The organism is Pseudomonas sp. NBRC 111133, assembly GCF_001320605.1.
GTDB classification, from domain to species: domain Bacteria; phylum Pseudomonadota; class Gammaproteobacteria; order Pseudomonadales; family Pseudomonadaceae; genus Aquipseudomonas; species Aquipseudomonas monteilii.
The window spans coordinates 1-17,115 of sequence record NZ_BCBJ01000024.1; the positions used below are offsets into that span (position 1 = coordinate 1).

The 17,115-nt window shown below is 61.0% G+C and carries 32 protein-coding genes; 18 read left to right on the top strand and 14 right to left on the bottom strand.

Annotated features, from left to right (window positions below):
- The 12 genes from APH36_RS04885 to APH36_RS04935 form a co-directional block, all read right to left on the bottom strand.
- Positions 1-372: phage terminase small subunit P27 family (locus APH36_RS04885; RefSeq protein WP_060497715.1), on the bottom strand; the 372-nt coding region annotated here is incomplete at its 3' end.
- 136 nt (positions 373-508) lie between these two features.
- Positions 509-877 (bottom strand): HNH endonuclease, encoded by a 369-nt coding sequence (locus APH36_RS04890; protein WP_060497716.1) that lies wholly within the window; start codon positions 875-877, stop codon positions 509-511.
- Complete coding sequence (locus tag APH36_RS32550; protein ID WP_060497717.1) at positions 868-1,224, bottom strand: hypothetical protein; 357 nt, start codon at positions 1,222-1,224, stop codon at positions 868-870. Before APH36_RS32550 ends, APH36_RS04890 begins: the two co-directional genes overlap by 10 nt.
- A gap of 50 nt (positions 1,225-1,274) precedes the next feature.
- Positions 1,275-1,607, bottom strand: coding sequence for a phage holin, lambda family (locus tag APH36_RS04900; protein ID WP_060497718.1), 333 nt, complete (start codon positions 1,605-1,607; stop codon positions 1,275-1,277).
- A 200-nt stretch (positions 1,608-1,807) separates the two neighbouring features.
- The gene (locus tag APH36_RS04905; RefSeq protein ID WP_060497719.1) at positions 1,808-2,149 is read right to left on the bottom strand and encodes an antiterminator Q family protein; all 342 of its coding nucleotides are present in this window, start codon (positions 2,147-2,149) and stop codon (positions 1,808-1,810) included.
- A 10-nt stretch (positions 2,150-2,159) separates the two neighbouring features.
- Positions 2,160-2,477 carry a hypothetical protein gene (locus tag APH36_RS04910; protein WP_060497720.1) on the bottom strand — a complete coding sequence of 106 codons (318 nt, stop codon included), beginning with the start codon at positions 2,475-2,477 and terminating at the stop codon, positions 2,160-2,162.
- Entirely contained in the window at positions 2,474-2,641 is a 168-nt protein-coding gene (locus APH36_RS32035) for a hypothetical protein (protein ID WP_177337081.1), read from the bottom strand. Before APH36_RS32035 ends, APH36_RS04910 begins: the two co-directional genes overlap by 4 nt.
- Positions 2,638-3,936, bottom strand: a complete 1,299-nt coding sequence (locus tag APH36_RS04915; RefSeq protein ID WP_060497721.1) for a site-specific integrase — start codon at positions 3,934-3,936, stop codon at positions 2,638-2,640. The genes APH36_RS32035 and APH36_RS04915 overlap by 4 nt, the downstream gene beginning before the upstream one ends.
- Positions 3,933-4,361, bottom strand: a complete 429-nt coding sequence (locus tag APH36_RS04920) for a VRR-NUC domain-containing protein (protein WP_060497722.1) — start codon at positions 4,359-4,361, stop codon at positions 3,933-3,935. Before APH36_RS04920 ends, APH36_RS04915 begins: the two co-directional genes overlap by 4 nt.
- Positions 4,358-5,737 (bottom strand): replicative DNA helicase, encoded by a 1,380-nt coding sequence (gene dnaB, locus APH36_RS04925; protein ID WP_060497723.1) that lies wholly within the window; start codon positions 5,735-5,737, stop codon positions 4,358-4,360. The genes APH36_RS04920 and dnaB overlap by 4 nt, the downstream gene beginning before the upstream one ends.
- The gene (locus tag APH36_RS04930) at positions 5,730-6,416 is read right to left on the bottom strand and encodes a helix-turn-helix domain-containing protein (protein WP_060497724.1); all 687 of its coding nucleotides are present in this window, start codon (positions 6,414-6,416) and stop codon (positions 5,730-5,732) included. Before APH36_RS04930 ends, dnaB begins: the two co-directional genes overlap by 8 nt.
- A 336-nt stretch (positions 6,417-6,752) precedes the next feature.
- Positions 6,753-6,983, bottom strand: a complete 231-nt coding sequence (locus APH36_RS04935) for a YdaS family helix-turn-helix protein (RefSeq protein ID WP_060497725.1) — start codon at positions 6,981-6,983, stop codon at positions 6,753-6,755.
- Between the two features lie 105 nt (positions 6,984-7,088).
- On the opposite strand from APH36_RS04935, the gene APH36_RS04940 reads away from it, so the two are divergent.
- The 8 genes from APH36_RS04940 (at position 7,089) to APH36_RS04975 (ending at position 11,238) form a co-directional block, all read left to right on the top strand.
- The gene (locus APH36_RS04940) at positions 7,089-7,745 is read left to right on the top strand and encodes a LexA family transcriptional regulator (protein WP_060497751.1); all 657 of its coding nucleotides are present in this window, start codon (positions 7,089-7,091) and stop codon (positions 7,743-7,745) included.
- 145 nt (positions 7,746-7,890) lie between these two features.
- On the top strand, positions 7,891-8,139 hold the full coding sequence (locus APH36_RS04945) for a DUF1654 domain-containing protein (RefSeq protein ID WP_060497726.1): 249 nt from the start codon (positions 7,891-7,893) through the stop codon (positions 8,137-8,139).
- A 342-nt stretch (positions 8,140-8,481) separates the two neighbouring features.
- Positions 8,482-8,706, top strand: a complete 225-nt coding sequence (locus APH36_RS04950) for a hypothetical protein (protein ID WP_037059281.1) — start codon at positions 8,482-8,484, stop codon at positions 8,704-8,706.
- Between the two features lie 126 nt (positions 8,707-8,832).
- Complete coding sequence (locus tag APH36_RS04955; RefSeq protein ID WP_060497727.1) at positions 8,833-9,216, top strand: response regulator transcription factor; 384 nt, start codon at positions 8,833-8,835, stop codon at positions 9,214-9,216.
- A gap of 18 nt (positions 9,217-9,234) precedes the next feature.
- Positions 9,235-9,504 carry a hypothetical protein gene (locus APH36_RS04960; protein WP_060497728.1) on the top strand — a complete coding sequence of 90 codons (270 nt, stop codon included), beginning with the start codon at positions 9,235-9,237 and terminating at the stop codon, positions 9,502-9,504.
- Positions 9,501-9,959 carry a hypothetical protein gene (locus APH36_RS04965; protein ID WP_060497729.1) on the top strand — a complete coding sequence of 153 codons (459 nt, stop codon included), beginning with the start codon at positions 9,501-9,503 and terminating at the stop codon, positions 9,957-9,959. Before APH36_RS04960 ends, APH36_RS04965 begins: the two co-directional genes overlap by 4 nt.
- 88 nt (positions 9,960-10,047) lie before the next feature.
- Positions 10,048-10,395: a hypothetical protein gene (locus tag APH36_RS04970; RefSeq protein ID WP_060497730.1), complete on the top strand. Its 348-nt coding sequence runs from the start codon at positions 10,048-10,050 to the stop codon at positions 10,393-10,395.
- Positions 10,396-10,422: 27 nt separating this feature from the next.
- Positions 10,423-11,238: a DUF2303 family protein gene (locus APH36_RS04975; RefSeq protein ID WP_060497731.1), complete on the top strand. Its 816-nt coding sequence runs from the start codon at positions 10,423-10,425 to the stop codon at positions 11,236-11,238.
- A 100-nt stretch (positions 11,239-11,338) separates the two neighbouring features.
- Here the strand turns inward: APH36_RS04975 and APH36_RS04980 are convergent, their stop codons facing one another.
- A complete protein-coding gene (locus tag APH36_RS04980; protein WP_156342063.1) occupies positions 11,339-11,998 on the bottom strand; it encodes a hypothetical protein in 660 nt (219 codons plus the stop codon).
- Positions 11,999-12,090: 92 nt separating this feature from the next.
- Here APH36_RS04980 and APH36_RS04985 point away from each other — a divergent pair, with 92 nt between their 5' ends.
- Both APH36_RS04985 and APH36_RS04990 read left to right on the top strand, forming a co-directional pair.
- Entirely contained in the window at positions 12,091-12,720 is a 630-nt protein-coding gene (locus APH36_RS04985; RefSeq protein ID WP_060497733.1) for a hypothetical protein, read from the top strand.
- On the top strand, positions 12,717-12,941 hold the full coding sequence (locus APH36_RS04990) for a hypothetical protein (protein WP_060497734.1): 225 nt from the start codon (positions 12,717-12,719) through the stop codon (positions 12,939-12,941). Before APH36_RS04985 ends, APH36_RS04990 begins: the two co-directional genes overlap by 4 nt.
- A 48-nt stretch (positions 12,942-12,989) precedes the next feature.
- On the opposite strand, the gene APH36_RS32555 is transcribed toward APH36_RS04990, so the two are convergent.
- A complete protein-coding gene (locus APH36_RS32555; RefSeq protein WP_060497735.1) occupies positions 12,990-13,289 on the bottom strand; it encodes a hypothetical protein in 300 nt (99 codons plus the stop codon).
- A gap of 164 nt (positions 13,290-13,453) precedes the next feature.
- Between APH36_RS32555 and APH36_RS05000 the strand changes: the two genes are divergently transcribed.
- The 8 genes from APH36_RS05000 to APH36_RS05035 all read left to right on the top strand — a co-directional run bounded on the left by APH36_RS05000 (position 13,454) and on the right by APH36_RS05035 (position 17,054).
- The gene (locus APH36_RS05000; protein ID WP_060497736.1) at positions 13,454-13,750 is read left to right on the top strand and encodes a hypothetical protein; all 297 of its coding nucleotides are present in this window, start codon (positions 13,454-13,456) and stop codon (positions 13,748-13,750) included.
- Positions 13,747-14,013: a hypothetical protein gene (locus tag APH36_RS05005; RefSeq protein WP_060497737.1), complete on the top strand. Its 267-nt coding sequence runs from the start codon at positions 13,747-13,749 to the stop codon at positions 14,011-14,013. Before APH36_RS05000 ends, APH36_RS05005 begins: the two co-directional genes overlap by 4 nt.
- Positions 14,010-14,222, top strand: a complete 213-nt coding sequence (locus APH36_RS05010; RefSeq protein WP_047934663.1) for a hypothetical protein — start codon at positions 14,010-14,012, stop codon at positions 14,220-14,222. The genes APH36_RS05005 and APH36_RS05010 overlap by 4 nt, the downstream gene beginning before the upstream one ends.
- The gene (locus APH36_RS05015) at positions 14,219-14,623 is read left to right on the top strand and encodes a phage protein NinX family protein (protein WP_024086936.1); all 405 of its coding nucleotides are present in this window, start codon (positions 14,219-14,221) and stop codon (positions 14,621-14,623) included. Before APH36_RS05010 ends, APH36_RS05015 begins: the two co-directional genes overlap by 4 nt.
- Positions 14,620-14,994, top strand: coding sequence for a hypothetical protein (locus tag APH36_RS05020; protein WP_024086935.1), 375 nt, complete (start codon positions 14,620-14,622; stop codon positions 14,992-14,994). The genes APH36_RS05015 and APH36_RS05020 overlap by 4 nt, the downstream gene beginning before the upstream one ends.
- Positions 14,995-15,229: 235 nt before the next feature.
- Entirely contained in the window at positions 15,230-15,706 is a 477-nt protein-coding gene (locus tag APH36_RS05025) for a hypothetical protein (RefSeq protein ID WP_024086933.1), read from the top strand.
- A gap of 39 nt (positions 15,707-15,745) precedes the next feature.
- Positions 15,746-15,991: a DUF4224 domain-containing protein gene (locus tag APH36_RS05030; protein WP_060497738.1), complete on the top strand. Its 246-nt coding sequence runs from the start codon at positions 15,746-15,748 to the stop codon at positions 15,989-15,991.
- A gap of 1 nt (position 15,992) precedes the next feature.
- A complete protein-coding gene (locus tag APH36_RS05035) occupies positions 15,993-17,054 on the top strand; it encodes a tyrosine-type recombinase/integrase (RefSeq protein WP_060497739.1) in 1,062 nt (353 codons plus the stop codon).
- Positions 17,055-17,115: the final 61 nt, after the last annotated feature.

Consider the following 17,115-nt stretch of genomic DNA (forward strand, 5'->3'; position numbering starts at 1 on the left):
CATCTGGCGCATCGCTTCGTTGGCCGCGGTGAGCGCTGGGTTTTTCACTGGTCCGCCAGTAGCACCGGCCACCACGATGCCGTGGGCGATGACCGATTCTTGTGCCCGACGCCAGTTACCGTAGGCAGAGCAGAACGCCTCGACGTTGTGCATGTCGGTCAGGGCAAGAACCTTTGCCCGGAGCAATTCCGGAACCAGCATTTCCCAAACCCTGGTCGCGTGTTCGCACAGCCATTCGGGTGCGTCGACGTTGGTCACCAGGGCGAAATCTGGCTCGTCCTTGTTCAGCTTGCGCTTGCCGGGATTGCCGGCCAACGCCTTCTGGGCCGTGGGTTTTGGGCGACGGCCAGAGCGCCCGGCAACCCCTGGCATCGGCGCCTCCACTAAACTTTATATTTCGCGGGTGTAAAAAAACGACTGAGGGCGCGGTGTCCGAGCGAAAGGGTCTGAACTTTTGACCCTCCCCCTCCCTACCAATGAGATTTCATCTCATTTGCGCCGTTTTCGATCATTTTTTGATCGTTTTCGACTCCCGCTGCGTCTTGGCCTTGTGGCAGTCGCGGTTGATCGCCCGAAGGTTGTGATCATCGTCGGTGCCGCCGTGGGCCAGGGCCACGATGTGGTCAACCTCATGCGCTTCGCGGATACGGCCGAGCTGGGTGCAGTCGTCGCACCGACACAGGTACTGGTCACGTTTGAGGATGCGATCACGCAGCCGACGCCAAGGCCGACCGCCACGACCTGAGCCCTTGCGTGTAGCCCAGGCTTTGGCCTGCTCGGCAGCCAGATCGGCATGGCCGTCACAGTAACCATTGGCATTGCGGTGCAGCGATCGACAGCCTTGGGCTCTACATGGGCGCTGCGGCCTTAACGGCATGGCGTGCCATCCAGGTAGGACCGCGGTTCAGCTTCAGGGTCAGCATCGTCACCGTCAGCCAGCGCCTCGATCAGTGCCAGGTTCTGCGTTGCGATCTGCTCCAGCAGTGCGGTCTGTTTGCGCTGTTCGTCCAATAAGTCGCTGACGCTTGGCTGCAGCTGGGCGGTGATGCCCGCCTCAAGCACGATCAGCTCACACTTGAGTCGATCAGCTGTCCCTGCCAGGTGCTGAGTCAGTCGCTCGCGCACCTCCGTCTTGATCGGGAACGGAACGCTGACCACCAACAGGTCGCCATTCTTCGGGCTCAGCTTCTCGACTTGTTGCGAATAGGTTTGCTGCTCGCTCATACGCCACCTTTGACCATTTGTTAATCCATTCGCGCCGGGCGGCGCATCCACTACAGGCCACCGCCTTCAACTCGCCGCGATGCAGTGCGGTCGTAGTAGCCGCGCACCTTCTCGACTCCAAGGAAGCCGACGGCACCACCGGCAAACGTGGCCATGCTTTGTGGAAGGCCAAGCCACTCCAGAAGCGGTACCAGCGACAGCGTTACAAGGCCGCACAGTGCGCCTTCAAGGTACATCTGCCGGCGTGTCCCGCCGCCGTACACCACCCGGAGGACAGCAATCGCAACGGACAAGCCGGCGGCGTACAGCTGAGGCTGGTGGGCGAACACCCAGGCGAGTACTGCGGCCCACAGGCCAGGGTCCTTCTCGGGCATGTTTGGCATCTCGGTTCCTCCCTTTTGGGGAGCGGAATGGATTCGGCCCCAACAGCACACCCAGCTTGGAGCGATGGGTGTGGTGGGGCCGAAAACGAAAAAGCCCCGGCAAAATGCCGAGGCTCTATGGGGGTTGCTGGTGATGGCGAGTTTGCTATCGCGCACCTACCGCAAAGTAACACGAAAGATACGGGCGAGGACCGGGGATGTCAAGCGGCTTCACGTCGAACGTCGATCGCTCCGTCGATCCAGGCCACGCCGGCCTTCCACAGCTGTCGGGTCTTCTCTTCGCCAAAGCCAAGCTTCTTGCCCACGTCCCTGAGCGAGGTGTCGCGGGAGGTGTAGTACTTGATGATGACCTGGCCACACTCGGGATAGCGCTTACTCAGCCGGCCGACCAGGCGATCAATGAACAGGGCATCGTCGTCCGTGATCATCGGATCGAGAATGGTGTTCTCTCGCGATGCACAGCAAGAGACCCCTGATCCCAGCACAACCCAGCGACCCCAGTGCTCCAGCAGATACTCAGCCGACTTCTCTACGTTGCTCATGTCCTTCCCCCTAATCCCCGGTGTAGTTGGTGCCGCCAGCGCCGCGCTGGTTGCTTCCTTGATAACTCGCCTCAGGCCCGGATGCCTGAGGGTTCTTCAACTGCTCGATCTGCCGGTGCGCGACCTGCAGGGCCATGCTGAGCTGGGTCACCAGTTCATCCAGGGCCAGGGCCTCACCAGTTGCAGCAGCCACAAAGCCCGAGGCATGGCAGTGGCCGCATGGCAGTTCGTGAAACACACCCTGAGTGACCGCTCTCCCACGGCACAAAGGGCACGTGTCCAGCTCGATCACGGCCTTCTTGAAGGCTGGACCGTGACTCTTCTTCATGCCTTCGAATCCTCGACCTTCTCGCAGCGGAACGTCTTGCTTCCCACATAGAAACCACCCAGGCGCTCGCACTCGGTAGCAACCGTGTAGTGAGCGCGAACCCAGCCGATGTAGTAGGCCAGCAGCAGGCCCGCGGCCTGGTATGCGAACTCGCCAATAGTCATTTCGAATCCTCGCTAATTACAAATTCGGCAAGGTCGCTGGACGCCTTGTGTTCCGCTGCCTCGCCTGAATTCTGTGAAATTCCGGATAAGGCCTTGGTAAGGCCGTGAATGGCACCGAAGCCGATGCCGTCTAACCAGGCGTGCCACTTCTCCAGGGCGGCCCGGCGCTGCTGCATGGCTTGGGTGTGGATGTAGGTGCTGGCGATCTTGCCCAGCGTGTGGTTCAGCAGCATCTCGCCGATATGGCCGTCGATGCCGAGGTCGGTCCAGGTGGTACGGGACACCTTGCGCAGGTCGTGGCTGGTCCACTGGCCCTGCCCCAGTCGGGTGAACACCATGCTTGCCTGGGTTTCGCTCAGCGGCAGGCCACGGCGGTTCGGGAACAGGTACACGCCCTCGTAGCCACGGGCCTGCTGGATCGTTCGGTACCGGGTCAGCAGCGCCGCCACCTGGGTGGTCAGCGGCAGGCGATGCTCGGTGCGGGTCTTGGTGTTCGCCGCCGGAATGAACCACTCGGCGGCGGCCCGGGAAATCTCGCTCCAGCGCGCCATGCGGGTCTCGCCGATCCGGGTGCCGTGGGCCAGCATCATCAGGGCCAGCATGGCGTCACCCGGCTGCTGCTCGAAGGCCTGGGCCAGCTGCTGCATCAGCTCGGGCAGCTGCACGCCACGCAGCCGGGCTGCCTTTGGCAGGATCCGGGCCTTGGTGAAATCGTTGAAGCGCATCCCGGCCATCGGGTTGCGGTCGATCAGCCCCAGCTGCAGGGCCTGGCGGAAGGCGGTCAGCAGCAGCGCGAACATCTGCCGCAGGTAGGACAGCGACACTTCGGCCTGGCACGGCCACATCAGGTGCTTGTCCAGAGCCTCGGCACTCACGCCGGCCACGGCCAGGTCATCCAGGCGCGGCTTCAGGTGCTGGGCAATGGCAGACCGAGCGCCTGCCTTGCGCTTTGCCGACAGCGAGCGGTCGCGGGCCATGCGGTCGCCGTACCAGTCCAGTAGTTGGCCCACGGTGACCATGCCCGACACCACGGGCGCAGTGGCCGGATCACGCAGCAGGCGCTGACGCAGCGCGGGCAGTTCGGCAATCACCGCCGCCACGGTCAGGTCAGGCCAGCGGGCCACCGGCACCCACTTCTTGCCGCGCACCAGATGCCAGGTGCCGCGCTCCCGGTTGCTCCAGAAGCGCAGGTACAGGCCGGGGTGTCGTGGGTCGCGCAGGTCGCGCACCGATTTGTCGGCGGCCTGCCGGCGGACCTCCGCTTCGCTCAATTTCACTTCCCGGGTCGCGCTCATGCCGCCACCGTCGCAGGCAGCAGCAGGTAGGCGCGGATGGCTTCGACCGCATCGATATTGCCCCGGCACACGATGGCCAGGTAGCCCTGGGCGGCCAGTGCCTGCAGGTAGGCGTCCTGGCTCGGCGATACCGGTGCGTCGAACGGCGGCATGGCCTTGAACTCGATGTACAGTCCGAAGTAGCCGCCGCGCGCCATGGGCAGCACCAGGTCAGGCACGCCGGCCTTCACGCCCTGCCCCTTCAGCTTGGCGGCCACGGCCTTGACCCGGTGCCCGCCGTTCGGCACGTGATAGATCAGCTTGTAGGCCTGCGGGTAGCGCAGCTGCAGCTCCTGCATCAGCGCGGCCTGCTCCTGCCCTTCCCGGTCGACGGGCTTGGCGCGGGCCGGCTTGGCCTTGAACGGACGAAGGGCGAGTGAGGTCATGCGACTTCCTTGCGTGCGTAGCGGGCCGACAACGGCCGCTCAGATTGGCTTGGGGCCTTGGCCAGCGGTTGCCAGCTGGCCGAGAGGGTTTCGAAACGGTTGTATTGGCCGAGGAAGGCCGCGCGGACGGTGCCGGTTTCGATGTCACGCCCCTTGCCGACAATGATCTCGGCGACGCCCTTGAACTCACTGTTTTCGTGGTAGACCTCGTCGCGGTACACGAAGAGGATCACATCGGCGTCCTGCTCGATGGCACCCGACTCGCGAAGGTCCGAGTTCACCGGACGCTTGTTCGGGCGCTCCTCGCACTTGCGGGAGAGCTGGCTCAGCAGCACGACAGGGATACCCAGCTCGCGGGCCAGCAGCTTGCAGCCGCGGCTGATGCTGCTGACCGCTTCGGTACGGTTGCCGCCCTCGCCGTCCATCAGCTGCAGGTAGTCGATCATCAGGATGTCCAGGCCGTACCGCATCTTATGTCGGCGAGCCAGCGAACGGATGCGGCCCACCGTGGCGGCAGCGCGGTCGGCGATAAACAGGTTGGCGTGCTTCAGCTTGGCCGCTGCAGCGCACAGTTCGGCACCATGCGACTCGCAGGCGGAGCCGTTCTTGATCAGGTTGAGCGGAATGCGGCCTTCGGCGGCGACGGCGCGGTCGATCAGCTGGCCTTTGCTCATCTCCAGGCTGATGACCAGGCCGGATTTCTTCTGGCGCACCACCGCGTCCAGCACGAACCCCATGGCCAATGTGGTTTTGCCCATGGCCGGGCGCCCCGCCACGATGATCAGCTGCTCGGGCTGCAGGCCGCCCAGCTTCTCGTCCAGATCGGACAAACCGGTCGACAGGCCAATCAGCGTCTCGCCGCGCGACAGCCGGTCGTGACGTTCCTGCCACACCTCCAGCTGGTCGGCCATCAGGTCGGCAGCCTTCACGACCTCATCACCATCACCGCCAGCGTCGATGCCCATGGCCGCTGCCTGCACGGCCGCGATCTTGTCTTGGATGTCGCCGCTGCCCTGCACGATCTCCAGGGTGCGGTCACTCAAGTCGTACAAGGCGCGCTCAATGGCCCGATCCCGAACGATGCCAGCATAGGTGCCAGCGCTGGCCACGCTCGGGGTGTTATGGACCAGGGAAGCGCAGTGCCCCAGGGCGCGCTCCCCGTTGTGCAGCAAGCCGATATGGTCGGCCACGGTGAGCAGGTCGACGGCTTTACCGGCAGCGCGCAGAGCCTGGATACCTCGGAACACCTCAGCGTTCTCGGCGAAATAGAACGACTCAGGCGACAGGTCATCGGACAGGGTGTCGATCAGCTCAGGGCGCTGCAACATAGCGCCCAGCAGGCCGTGCTCGGCCTCAGAGTTGTAGGGCTCACGCATGGTAATTGCCCTCCACCACCTTCACGAAGTTGGACGGAGCAATCAGCCAGTCGAAGGTGGCGCGGAACGGCGCAGCGCCGAACTTGCCCGCAGCGCGCCCCATCAGGAAGTCTGACCTCGCTACGTCGGCGAAGTACTCGGCCCAGAACTCGAGGCTCTGGTGAACAACACTCTGGTTCCAGCGGGCCCGGAGTTGCTTCTTGCGCGCCTCGGACAGGAGCACCACCGCAGGCAAAGCCGGCGTGAGCACCCGATTGAATAGATCAACGATGTCCTGAACCGGGCAGGACGGTGAACGCGGAACGCGTTCGCCATCAGGTGACGGTTCAATTGACGGTTCCTTTACGGTTCTGGGGGCATCTGGTGCCGGGGTGGGGGGCATTTCCTGCCGGGGTGATGGGGCATCTGGTGCCGGGGGGCATATCGTGCCGGGGGCATATGCTGCCGGGGTGATTGTGTACCAGGTGGAACGACCGAAGCGCTGGTGACTTTTCAGAAGGCCTGACTCTTCAAGCCAGCGCAGGGCATTGCGAATGGCTCGCTCGGAAAGACAAGTACGAATCCCGATGGTGGCGATTGAAGGCCAGCAAACGCCGTCGTCGTTGGCATTGTCGGCCAAGGAAATCAGTACCGCCTTCTGTGCTGGACTCATACCTTGCAGCGGCCAGCAGGCCGTCATCACTAACGTGCTCACGCTTCACCCCCACACAGCGATGCCCGCAGGTGCTCGACACACTCCCTGCGAAGCGCGGCTTTCGAGTGGGCTGCGTACTGGAGGCGAATCATTCGCGCGGCATGAAGTGCGGCGGATTTGTGGTAGGACTTCTGGTGCGAAACGGCCAAGGGTGCGGTGTTGCTTGCATCCGTTGCAGAGTGCATAATCGACCTCGATTTGATGCTGTTGAAGAAGCCGGGCTGCCACCCGGTTTTTTTATGCCTGCGATTCAGGTACTGGATGGATCAGCAGGTGTTTTGGTCATCTACTGGCGAAAAGCCAGTCCATGCACAATGATCATCACGAAGCGGCCTGATCCTCTGGCGGATACAGGTCTGGCCTCAGCTGATGGCGAGTGACTTTCCCGCCCACCGCCTTCTCAAATGGGATGACCAGATCGGCCGGAACCTTCTGGTTTCGGTGTACGCACTGCCAGATTCTTGGCTGGCTCGTGTTGCACCTCCTGGCGAGTTCTGCCTGGCCTCCGGCCAGACGCACGACCTCGTCAATCGGTCTTTCTGTGTTCGGCATGTCTGCGTGCCTCAATGGATCGTGCACTCGATGATAACTCAAGTTATAGATAAGGCAAACACATGTTATTTGAAGGCTAATAACGTGTGTTTTACCCTTGCAGGCATGAACAAACCTTCCGAAATGCTCAAAGACCGAATCCTTGAACGTCGCACGGCGCTTGGCCTAAGTCAGGCCCAGCTGGCGGAGAAAGCCGGGGTAAGCCAGGTCACGATCCAGCACCTCGAAAGTGGTCGAAACTCGACTTCCAAAAAGCTGCTTGAAATAGCGAGGGCTCTTGGAGTGACTGCCGAATGGCTGGCGTCCGGGCAAGGGGCGCAGCGAGAGCCGAGCAATGTCAGGGCGCTGAAAGAGCAGCCCGAATCATTCAGGTATCCGGTGATTAGCTGGGTCGCAGCGGGTGCCTGGGCGGAAGCGGTCGAACCATTCCCACCCGGGTTTTCTGACCGCTACGAAATGTCTGATTACGACTCCAAAGGGGCGGCGTTTTGGTTGCAGGTCAAAGGAGACTCGATGACTTCACCGGTCGGCACAAGCATCCCTGAAGGGATGCTCATCCTGGTCGACACCGAAGCTGAGGCCGCTCCTGGAAAGCTTGTCATTGCCAAGCTGGCCGACAGCAATGAAGCGACGTTCAAAAAACTTGTGGAAGACGGCGGGCGGAGGTTCTTGAAGCCACTCAATCCCGCATATCCGATGGAGATGTGCATGGAGGGCTGCAGAATCGTGGGCGTCGTGGTACGCGCTACCATCAAGCTCTGACGGTACTTGGCCCAAATAGCCCGGCGGAATGCTGGGCTTTTTTTTGCCCCAAAAATGCTAGCTAAAAAAAATTAGCTCGCGGCTATTGAAAATTCTTACCGCAAAGGATAACTGTATACACATACAGTACAAGGAGTTTCGTGCCATGCCCCACCCTGCCTTTTCGCATTCCCCATCGTTGTCCTACGAACGGCTCGGATACCGAATCCAGCAAGCAATCGCATCACCCCACGTACAGAAAAGGCAGTTTGTTGAGGTCAAGCCTAGTGCGGATGAATCCCCTGCCGACTGGCAGCGATTGCTCGCCGAACTGGAAGAGACCTCAGGTATCACGATTGACACCTTGGACTCAGGCCTCATCAGGATTGGATGGCGAGGATTTACTGAAGCATGAACAAGCGCCCGCCTAATGCGGGCTTTTTTTTGGTCGGATTTATAACTTGAGTTATTGACACGTGGAAAACCTGAGTTATGATTCAACCCATAACACAGGTTATAGGCAGCTACGGCAGCCGCCGCTCTTTACACAACTCGACACCCGTCACCCTCAGCGGCACATGAGGGCAGCAGCTGCCTCATGCAGTGAGCTGGGTTCAGGTAACCAAGTGGCGCGCATGCCAATGCGGGGAAGCGCGTAGCCCAGAGAGCGATGGGCGCCTGGATCACTTCGATTTCACTGGCTGGCCTTGGCGACAGGGCCAGACGGGAAATCAACTGGATAGCGGAGCAATTCCCGATGACCACGATTATCCAAGATCGCTTCGATAGCGGCGCCCAGGTGAGCCTGGAGATGGACAAGAACGAAGGCGAGCTGTTCGTCTTCCACTGCCCGGCAGGTCAAGGCTGCAAGGTCAGTAAATGGCCGCTGGATAGCTATCACATGCCGATCGCGATGGCTCATTACGAGCAATGCCTCGAGCTTGAACGCGCCGCCTTCGAAGCCTGCTCCGCGTCAGCCTGACGAAAACTGCCCGATCCACCTGGTTCCCCATCACCAGGCTGCATCGGTCGTGGCGTTCGCCCTCCCCTGGTCCGGGAGGTAGCGGCAGCGAGCGTCACGACCAATGCAGCCCACCGAGGACACTTCATGGAAACGATCACTTGCGGCTCATGGATTGGCCAGCTCGGCAAGGCGCTGGCTCCCCGCGAGCTTGAAGCATTGCTGTGGGTGGCCCAAGGCCTCACCACCAAAGAAATCGCCCGCCAGATGGCGGTCAGCCCGGGCACCGTGGCCAACCGCATTGAGAACGCGCTTTTCAAGCTGGAAGCCAGCCGCCGCATCGAGGCGGTCACCAAGGCCATGCGCCAGCAGATCATCAGCCCGCTCTGCATCGCCCTCGCCGGCCTCATCGCCATGCATGCGGTGATCGACGACAGCGACCCGATGCGCCGCGATCGACGCGCGCCGGAGCGACGCACCGCCCAAGTTCGAATCGTTCGCAAGGCCGAAGCCTTGGAACTTCACGCCTGACCCACCCGAGGATCACCCATGCAGACAGCAATGCACCCTGCGTTCGAGCAGAAGCTTGCCGTGCTCGCGGCCCTGCTCGAGCGCAGCAAATCAGTGAGGGCCGAGGCCCATGCCAAGGTCAGCCAGACAGCGCCGCGCTACCAGGCGTGCGGCAAGGGTTCAACGTGGGATGTGGTGGAGATCGCTACCGGCGCCAAGCAGGGATTCGCCTTCAGCTACCGGACTGCCATGCGGTTTGTGGAAGCGATGGAGGCAGGTGCGGCGAGCAAGCAAGGCGGCATGCAATGAGCAAGCGCAAGCCGCACAACATGCGTGCCCGGCTAGAGCGCACCTGCAGGGCCCTGGTCTCGGCCAACCACGCCGCCGTGGTGAACATCGACCCCAGCGGCCAGCAGGTACTGCTCAACTGGAAAAAACTCAAGCAGATCTGCGTGCGCCAGGTGGTTGATGCCGTGTGCGACATCCCGCACCGCTGGACGATCTATGTGAGCGTGCTGTGCCGGACGGAGTTCGGCGAGCGATACCACAAGTCGATCGAGGTCGCGCCACAGGGCAACTACCGGGCTGAGCACCTGACCGACGTTATCGAGGCTACCTACACCGACCTGCGGGCCACGGCCAACCCTAATCACCTGGTGGCGGCCGGCTGGATCGCCATCCCTACCGACACAACGCTGGACGAGGCAGAGGCCGCCAAGATCTTTGCCGCTGTCGGCGCCTGGAATCAGCAGAAGGCAGCATGAAACGCATCACCGCACGCGTCCGGCACGGCCGGCGCCAGCAGCACATCACTTTGCCGCCAAGCGGCATCTATCCCAAGGAGTCGAAGCAATGTCCACCCCAACCAATACTGCCGAGTTCCTCGAAGAGCTGAACGGCGGCGCCTTCGCCAGCCAGGTCGGTCACGCCCTGTCTGAGGTCGCCGCCGGCGTGGTGGATCACGGCAAGGCCGGCAAGGTGACCATCACCCTGGACTTCAGCCGAGTCGGCGAGTCCAGCCAGGTCAAGATCAAGCACAAGCTTGAGTACAAGGCCCCCACCAAACGCGGCACCCGCAGCGAGAACACCAGCCTGGATACCCCGATGCACGTTGGCTCCGGCGGAAAGCTCTCCCTGTTCCCCGAAAAACACGACCAGCTCTTCACCCGTGAAGAAGCACCTGTACACCCACGCTCGTAACTCACAGCACCTACAAGGAAAAAGCGAATGTCTTTCAGCAAAGAAGCTCTGCAGCTCATCGGTGATCAGGTCTTGGCGGCCGCCGGCAAATCCCTGGACACCAACACCCCTACCGTCATCGTTCCGGACAGTGCCCATGTGGTCGACCTGGAACGCTTCCAGTTCGGCCGCAGTCGCTTCCGCGGTACCTACGCGACGCACTCCCTGGCCGACTACAGCGCTTACGTCGTCGAGCGCGCCGCGCCCGCGGCCCGAGGCTTCATCGATCAGGACGCTATGAGCTGTGTCGTGATGTTCAATATCGGAACCGCCGAAGAGCCGGGCCATGCCGATGACCGCGCCGTGCTGCGCCTGAAGGCATCCGCAGCGTTTGCAGCTGTTCAGGCAGTGTGCGGCCAGAGCCTCGTGCAGAAAGCCATGAGCGACTGGATCGAAGACTGGAACCAGCACCTGTCGGCCAGCGATGAGAATGGCCAGACCATGAGCATCGCCAAAGCGATCGCCGCAGTTCGCACCATCACCGTGAAGGCATCGTCAGAGAGCGATCACGCCGTCGGCGAGACCCGCGCCAGCCGCAGCACCATGGACCAGATCGAGGCCAGCAGCAAAGAAACCCTGCCAGCGTGGCTGGACTTCAAGGTCATTCCCTTCGAAGGCCTGGGCGAGCAAGTGATCCGCCTGCGCGTGTCGGTCATCACCGGCGGCTCGCAACCAGTACTGAAGCTGCGCTGGATTGGCGAGGAAGCCCAGCGCGAGGCCATCGCCCAGGAATTCAAGGCTGTTCTCGACGCCAAGGTCGGTACCGCCGCGAAGCTGTCCCTGGGCACCTTCGACGCGAAGTAACCCGCAGGTCGGCCCCGCCTGCGGGGCCTTCACGGCTTCCGGCAAATGACTTCGAGCGCGCTTATAGCGCCTAAGTTTGGCGCTATACATTTTTTGAAACTCAGAAAGGGAGTTCTGACTCTTCAGGCTGCTCGGTTTTCTTCACAACCGGTATAGGCTCCAGCCCTTCGAGACGTCGTTTCACGTTGTGAATTCTTTGATCTATTAGGTCTATCCTTGGAAGGCCTCGCTCAGTCTTTCTGTAGAGCGCGCCCCCGTCGTGGTTCTCTTTTTCGCTAAAGAATTTCAACCAGCCGTACAGCTCGATCCTAAGACTGAGACAAATACCAAGGCGTTCCGAGCATAGCTCTTCACGCTGCCAATAATTTAGTCTATCAATCAGGTCTTCGAATAGCTTACGACTCATCTCATTGGTCAAATTATAATCGGCGCCAGCCCATTCATAAGGCAGGTCGGACACTAGCATTTCCAGCTCTTTGTTCAACGAATTCAGCTGTTCTGTGCGACTTACCTCAAGCTCTGCTTTAGCACTGGCGCGCTCATTTGCCTCTTGCCTGCGTTGCCGGTATGGAACCCATATGGCAATCCCGATAGCAACTATCGCACCTATCGCCTGCACCCACCCAGAAGTATCGGTAGGAAGCCAGTTTTCCTTAACGAAGTAACCGATTGATCCAACAATCACCCAGAGGCAAGCGCCACCAACAACTACTGCCCACATAGCCCAAACAGTTGGCTCGATCAGTTTACTGAAGCGCACGTTTACAGCCCCTAAGAATAGCTTTTCTTCAAGAATCCAATTTAACCATCAAATCAGCCCGCAAGCGATACAAGCCTGCACGAGGTATCCCCATGCCCACAGAGAACCGATCCAGCAACACCGAGAAGCTGGCCATCCTGCCGATGTGGGTCATCGACCGCATCAAGGAAGAAATGCGCCTCGGCCCTGCCGCCTGGCAGGCAATAGCCGACGCAGTTGAGCAGGCAGAGACGCCCCATGCGCTGCCTTGCGAAGTGAAGCTACCGCCGGGCACCGTAATCGTCCAAGGCTCTCCCGTGTCGACCCTGCTGATGGCGATTGCGCAGCGCTCCCGCCAGCCTTCCCATGCCCAAGTGTTCAGCAGCGAACCGACAGCCCCGCAGCCCCACCCCGAGCCAATAGCCTGGATGGTTGGTACTGCCATCTGGTGGACCAAAGAAGAGGCAGAGAGAGATGCGGCGGCGACTGGGCTGCCGGTTGTTGGCTTGGGGCCGATGACTGATCCCGGCGATGTTGAGCAGCTGCGTGAAGTTATCAAGCACTCTGACGCACAGATCATGCGACAGAGCATGCGCATATCGAATCAGCGCGCCCAGCTGGCCGAGCTCGATGCGCTGCTACAGCGCATGAAAGTCCTGTTCCGCACCGACGACCCATTCGACCTGTACGACGCGGTGTGCGCAGCCCTATCCGCCAGCGCAGAGCCGCAGGTGAAGTCGTGAAGACGCATTTCGCACCATTCACCGACCTGGATGACCTTGAGCAAGCGCCCTGCGGCACCTGGCTAGGGGAATCCTCCGAGCTTTCAGGCGACTGGGCCAAAGTCGATTGCCTGCTCTGCCAGAAACGCAAGGACAGGATCATCGCAGCCGCAGCAGAAGAAGAACGCTTCATCGTCGAGCAGATGGGCGACATGGCGGCCTTCATGCGCGCACAAGGCTAGACCGCTACGGAGCACATCTGTACTCCACCCCGTTGTAACCAATATCCCCTATCCCGAGCAGGCGACCTTGTCGAATTTTGGGAGACTGTCTGTAGCAATGCGGCGAGCCCGCCCTACTCCCCAGGCCAAAGCCCTGGTCATGGATTCACCGGGACGGGAGTCAAAAGCTTCTTCGTGAAGGGCCATGCCACTCGCGGCATACACCCCAATGAACATCTGCGTGTTACCCGTTCGCGACAGGCGCACCTGAACATCAATGTGCGTTCCATCGCTGAGGGTTTCGTCGTGAGTACGGTGGTGAAGCGTTGGATCAGCCCATTGCCAGAAAACTTCACCGCGAATCCTCATGTCGGTCTCCTACGACTTTAGTTGTAGTTAGGTGTTGTATTGCCACCATAGCGAACACCCAGTTTTACGCAAATCCGCCGAACCGATCTGTGAGCTGAATCGGACAGTCGGCATTCCCATCTCCCCTCTGTTCACTGCCGCGATATGGCGGCCAAGGAATCCCCGTGCCTGGAAAACAGTATCCGCTGGAGGTGCAAAGCGTCGGCAGCGACACCTACATCGCGATGAGCAAGGGTCACCACGACCTTGAAGCGTTCATGGCTGAGGCCGTAAAGGAACACCCGGGATGGTTCCTGGGCGGTCCGCAGCACAAATGGTGCAAGACGGTGCCGGATCACTCGGGCGAGTTTGCGCACCGATATGTGTTCGTCGAGGAAGGCACGCCAGGCGCATGGCCGGCTACCTACTGCTGGGAGTTCGGCGAGGACTACAAGCGCTACAACGCCGAGGTGCAGCCATGACCCGCCTCGCCCTCTGCCTCCTGCTGCTGGCCACCGGCGCCAGCGCAGACCCGTTGCCGTATGGGGTTCGCGTATTTCACGACGACGAGCACGGCGCCACTTGCTGGCTTTACCAGGCCGGGAATCGAGGCGGCATCAGCTGCATCCCCGACAGCCAGCTGCAGGCCGGCAACGAGCGCCAGCTCTCCCCGCACGAAACCCAACCCGAACCTACACCCGCTATGGCGCCTGGGCGCTGGATTGATGAGAGGTATCAGCTGTGAGCAAGGTAATTCACTTGGTCTCGCACTTCAGTTGCTTCGACGATCATGACTGCCAGATCGCGTGCAACCAGGCCGGCGAAGACATGGACGGAACTGACCGACCGCAAGAGGTCACCTGCAAGAAGTGCCTACGGGTCTACGCGGCGCACGAGCGGCAGGGCCAGGAACAACGCAGAAAGCGCTTGGCCGCACAGCAGGTGGCGCCATGACCGACCTGATCGAAGTGAGGGTATCCAACCTGGTCGGCGCGGCGCTGGATTGGGCTGTGGCGCAGGTTGAGGGCATCAGCACAATCATGCTGTCGCCCCGGAAGGACGAGCCCCCAAAGCCCTTCGCACTGTTCGGCTCTCTGGCTCTCAGCGTTGGAGGTGAAGACCAATCGAGCTACACCCCTTCAAGCTGCTGGCACTGCGGCGGCCCGCTGATCGACAAGCATGGAGGCAGCGTTCAGCACGATCGAGGAGTACCCCTTAGCACCCGCTATAGCGCGGGTCCAGATGGTGATGCGGTCTGGTGCTACGGCCCCACGCCACTTATCGCATTCTGCCGAGGCTTAGTCCGCTACAAGCTCGGCGACACCGTCCAGGTGCCGAAGGAGCTTATCCAATGAGCAAACGCGCCGTTCACATGTACGAGTGGGATGGCGGCACCGAGGCCGATCAAGACCCGCCAGAGGACGTGCTTTGCGGCACCGAAGGCGAAATGGAAGACGAGCAGCTTGCCAGCGATTGGCGTCACGTAACCTGCAAGCGCTGCCTGAAAATCCGTGAAAAGCAACTGGGCCGGAGGGCAGCCGAAGAGCGCGACCAGAAGGTAAAGCTATTCGACGAGGCCCAGGCTATTACCATCGGGCTCGGTCACCGCAACATCTCAACCGCTATAAAAGCGCTGATCAAGGAGCGCGACCAGCTGATTGTCGATAACAATCTGCTGCGCGAAGACCGAGACGGCCTACTGGAGTCCGGAGCGCATCTTCTATGACTCTGCCCCTGAAAGCTCTCGTGCTCGGCTTCGCCGCCGGGCTTGGATTCATGGTTGCGCAGGACTTCTGGTGGCTCATCACCGGATGGCTGAGCATTTGCCGCGGCTGACCTTCTAACGCTCTCCCCTTCAACTCATGCCCGCCAGCCAGGCGGGACCATATTGTCGAAGCCGACGAAATGGTCACACCCAACCACTACTTAAGCCCGCCGACATGCGCGGGCGAGGATTCCCTATGTCCGCAACTCAGCAATTTCATCACACCGCCAATGACTGCCTGGAGCGCATCGCGGCCGACCTCTGGCCCGAAGCCAAGCTCGCCCTGGTCATCTACACCCCGAACAAGCCAGAGCTCGACATCGTGCTCAAGGACAGCGGCCTGAACGTCGACGAGGTCGTCAGCACTCTGCGTCGGCGCGGCGGCCTGGGCCTTGATGGCGAGAACATCTACAAGCGGCTGCTCTGTGACGTCATCATCGGCGCCATGGCCTTCGGCAAACAAAACAGCAACCCGCCTCCAGAAGGTCATTGGGGCAAAGAATTCTGGGATATCGGCCGGGCCGAGGGCGAACAGCGCGATGAGCTTGTGGCCGCTCTTGAGAACCTTGTTGCCGTGACCACGCCCGATGCCAATGGCCAAATCGGTGCCCAGGAAGAACACCTGGCATCTATCAAGCATGCCCGCGAAATGATCAGCCTGCACCGCGGCTGACCACCAACCTGCCGCCACCGGCGGCGTGGAGACCATCCCATGGAAACCGAGATCCTTTCGGATGAAGAGCTGGCCGACCTGACCGGCTACAAGGCCAGGGGCTGGCAGCGCCGCTGGCTCATCGATCGCAACTGGCACTTTGTCGAGAGCCGCGGCGGCAGGCCATTGGTAGGCCGCCAGTACGCCCGCATGAAGCTGGGCGTCACCCTTGAGGTGATGTCCCTGGCACCGCCCCCTCCGCCCCCCGCAACAGCGTGGACACCAGATATTTCGAAGGTAAGGTGAAATGCGCCCCAGGAAGACCGAGAACCGAGACTTGCCGCCCGGCATGTACCGGCGAAAGCGCACCAGCAAGAGCAAGAAGAACCCGGGCAAGGAATGGATCAGCTACTTCTACCTGGACAAATCAGGCAAGCCCATACCGCTAGGCACCGATCTGAGCCTGGCTCGATTGAAGTGGGCCGAACTCGAGGCGAAGGAAAAGCCGAAGGACCTGGTCACCATGGGCGCGATCTTCGACCGTTACGAGCGCGACATCATCCCGAAGAAGGCGGCGCGCACCCAGAAGGACAACCTGGCCGAGATACGCCAGCTGCGCAATTACTTCGAAAAAGCGCCAATCGACGGGATTACGCCGGCGCATGTGGCGAAGTATCGCGATGCCAGGACCGCTCCGGTCAGAGCGAACCGCGAGATCGCCACCCTGTCGCACATCTTCAACATCGCCCGGGAATGGGGGCTTACCACCAACGAGAACCCGTGCCAGGGCGTGCGCAAGAACAAAGAGGTGCCGCGGGACTTCTATGCCAACGACACGATCTGGAACGCGGTGTATGCGAAAGCAGTGGGTGAACTGAAGGACGCCATGGACTTGGCGTATCTGACGGGCCAGCGTCCGGCGGACGTGCTGGTGATGAGGCGGGACGACATTGAGGGCAAGGCCCTTGGCGTGAAGCAGAAGAAGACCCACAAGAAGCTTCGGATCATGCTCGAGGTGGATGGCGTGGAGAGCAGTCTGGGCGCTCTGATCAGGAAGATTCTGGAGCGCAACGCTCCTCATAGATCGCCATACCTTCTGCTGACCGACAACGGCAAACGGGTGACGGCACCGATGCTACGCCATCGCTGGGATGACGCCCGGGAAGAGGCAGTGAAGGAAGCAGTCGCCGCCGGCGACCAGGTCCTGGCTGGCCGGATCAGCCAGTTCCAGTTCCGCGACATTCGCCCGAAAGCGGCTTCAGAGATCACCGATGTCGACCACGCCAGCCTTCTGCTCGGCCACACCAAGGGCGACATTACCGAGCGGGTTTATCGTCGAATTGGAGCCTTGGCGAAACCCACCAAGTAGCGAAGTATTGTCAGCGCTGACAAATCAAACCATTCCCAAGGGTGTTCCCACGGGTAGTTTT

Bases quoted from the DNA above. Each gene is read 5' to 3' on its own strand.
- APH36_RS04890 (WP_060497716.1), bottom strand. From the start codon at position 877: ATGCCGTTAAGGCCGCAGCGCCCATGTAGAGCCCAAGGCTGTCGATCG.
- APH36_RS32550 (WP_060497717.1), bottom strand. From the start codon at position 1,224: ATGAGCGAGCAGCAAACCTATTCGCAACAAGTCGAGAAGCTGAGCCCG.
- APH36_RS04900 (WP_060497718.1), bottom strand. From the start codon at position 1,607: ATGCCAAACATGCCCGAGAAGGACCCTGGCCTGTGGGCCGCAGTACTC.
- APH36_RS04905 (WP_060497719.1), bottom strand. From the start codon at position 2,149: ATGAGCAACGTAGAGAAGTCGGCTGAGTATCTGCTGGAGCACTGGGGT.
- APH36_RS04910 (WP_060497720.1), bottom strand. From the start codon at position 2,477: ATGAAGAAGAGTCACGGTCCAGCCTTCAAGAAGGCCGTGATCGAGCTG.
- APH36_RS32035 (WP_177337081.1), bottom strand. From the start codon at position 2,641: ATGACTATTGGCGAGTTCGCATACCAGGCCGCGGGCCTGCTGCTGGCC.
- APH36_RS04915 (WP_060497721.1), bottom strand. From the start codon at position 3,936: ATGAGCGCGACCCGGGAAGTGAAATTGAGCGAAGCGGAGGTCCGCCGG.
- APH36_RS04920 (WP_060497722.1), bottom strand. From the start codon at position 4,361: ATGACCTCACTCGCCCTTCGTCCGTTCAAGGCCAAGCCGGCCCGCGCC.
- dnaB (WP_060497723.1), bottom strand. From the start codon at position 5,737: ATGCGTGAGCCCTACAACTCTGAGGCCGAGCACGGCCTGCTGGGCGCT.
- APH36_RS04930 (WP_060497724.1), bottom strand. From the start codon at position 6,416: ATGACGGCCTGCTGGCCGCTGCAAGGTATGAGTCCAGCACAGAAGGCG.
- APH36_RS04935 (WP_060497725.1), bottom strand. From the start codon at position 6,983: ATGCCGAACACAGAAAGACCGATTGACGAGGTCGTGCGTCTGGCCGGA.
- APH36_RS04940 (WP_060497751.1), top strand. From the start codon at position 7,089: ATGAACAAACCTTCCGAAATGCTCAAAGACCGAATCCTTGAACGTCGC.
- APH36_RS04945 (WP_060497726.1), top strand. From the start codon at position 7,891: ATGCCCCACCCTGCCTTTTCGCATTCCCCATCGTTGTCCTACGAACGG.
- APH36_RS04950 (WP_037059281.1), top strand. From the start codon at position 8,482: ATGACCACGATTATCCAAGATCGCTTCGATAGCGGCGCCCAGGTGAGC.
- APH36_RS04955 (WP_060497727.1), top strand. From the start codon at position 8,833: ATGGAAACGATCACTTGCGGCTCATGGATTGGCCAGCTCGGCAAGGCG.
- APH36_RS04960 (WP_060497728.1), top strand. From the start codon at position 9,235: ATGCAGACAGCAATGCACCCTGCGTTCGAGCAGAAGCTTGCCGTGCTC.
- APH36_RS04965 (WP_060497729.1), top strand. From the start codon at position 9,501: ATGAGCAAGCGCAAGCCGCACAACATGCGTGCCCGGCTAGAGCGCACC.
- APH36_RS04970 (WP_060497730.1), top strand. From the start codon at position 10,048: ATGTCCACCCCAACCAATACTGCCGAGTTCCTCGAAGAGCTGAACGGC.
- APH36_RS04975 (WP_060497731.1), top strand. From the start codon at position 10,423: ATGTCTTTCAGCAAAGAAGCTCTGCAGCTCATCGGTGATCAGGTCTTG.
- APH36_RS04985 (WP_060497733.1), top strand. From the start codon at position 12,091: ATGCCCACAGAGAACCGATCCAGCAACACCGAGAAGCTGGCCATCCTG.
- APH36_RS32555 (WP_060497735.1), bottom strand. From the start codon at position 13,289: ATGAGGATTCGCGGTGAAGTTTTCTGGCAATGGGCTGATCCAACGCTT.
- APH36_RS05005 (WP_060497737.1), top strand. From the start codon at position 13,747: ATGACCCGCCTCGCCCTCTGCCTCCTGCTGCTGGCCACCGGCGCCAGC.
- APH36_RS05015 (WP_024086936.1), top strand. From the start codon at position 14,219: ATGACCGACCTGATCGAAGTGAGGGTATCCAACCTGGTCGGCGCGGCG.
- APH36_RS05020 (WP_024086935.1), top strand. From the start codon at position 14,620: ATGAGCAAACGCGCCGTTCACATGTACGAGTGGGATGGCGGCACCGAG.
- APH36_RS05025 (WP_024086933.1), top strand. From the start codon at position 15,230: ATGTCCGCAACTCAGCAATTTCATCACACCGCCAATGACTGCCTGGAG.
- APH36_RS05030 (WP_060497738.1), top strand. From the start codon at position 15,746: ATGGAAACCGAGATCCTTTCGGATGAAGAGCTGGCCGACCTGACCGGC.
- APH36_RS05035 (WP_060497739.1), top strand. From the start codon at position 15,993: ATGCGCCCCAGGAAGACCGAGAACCGAGACTTGCCGCCCGGCATGTAC.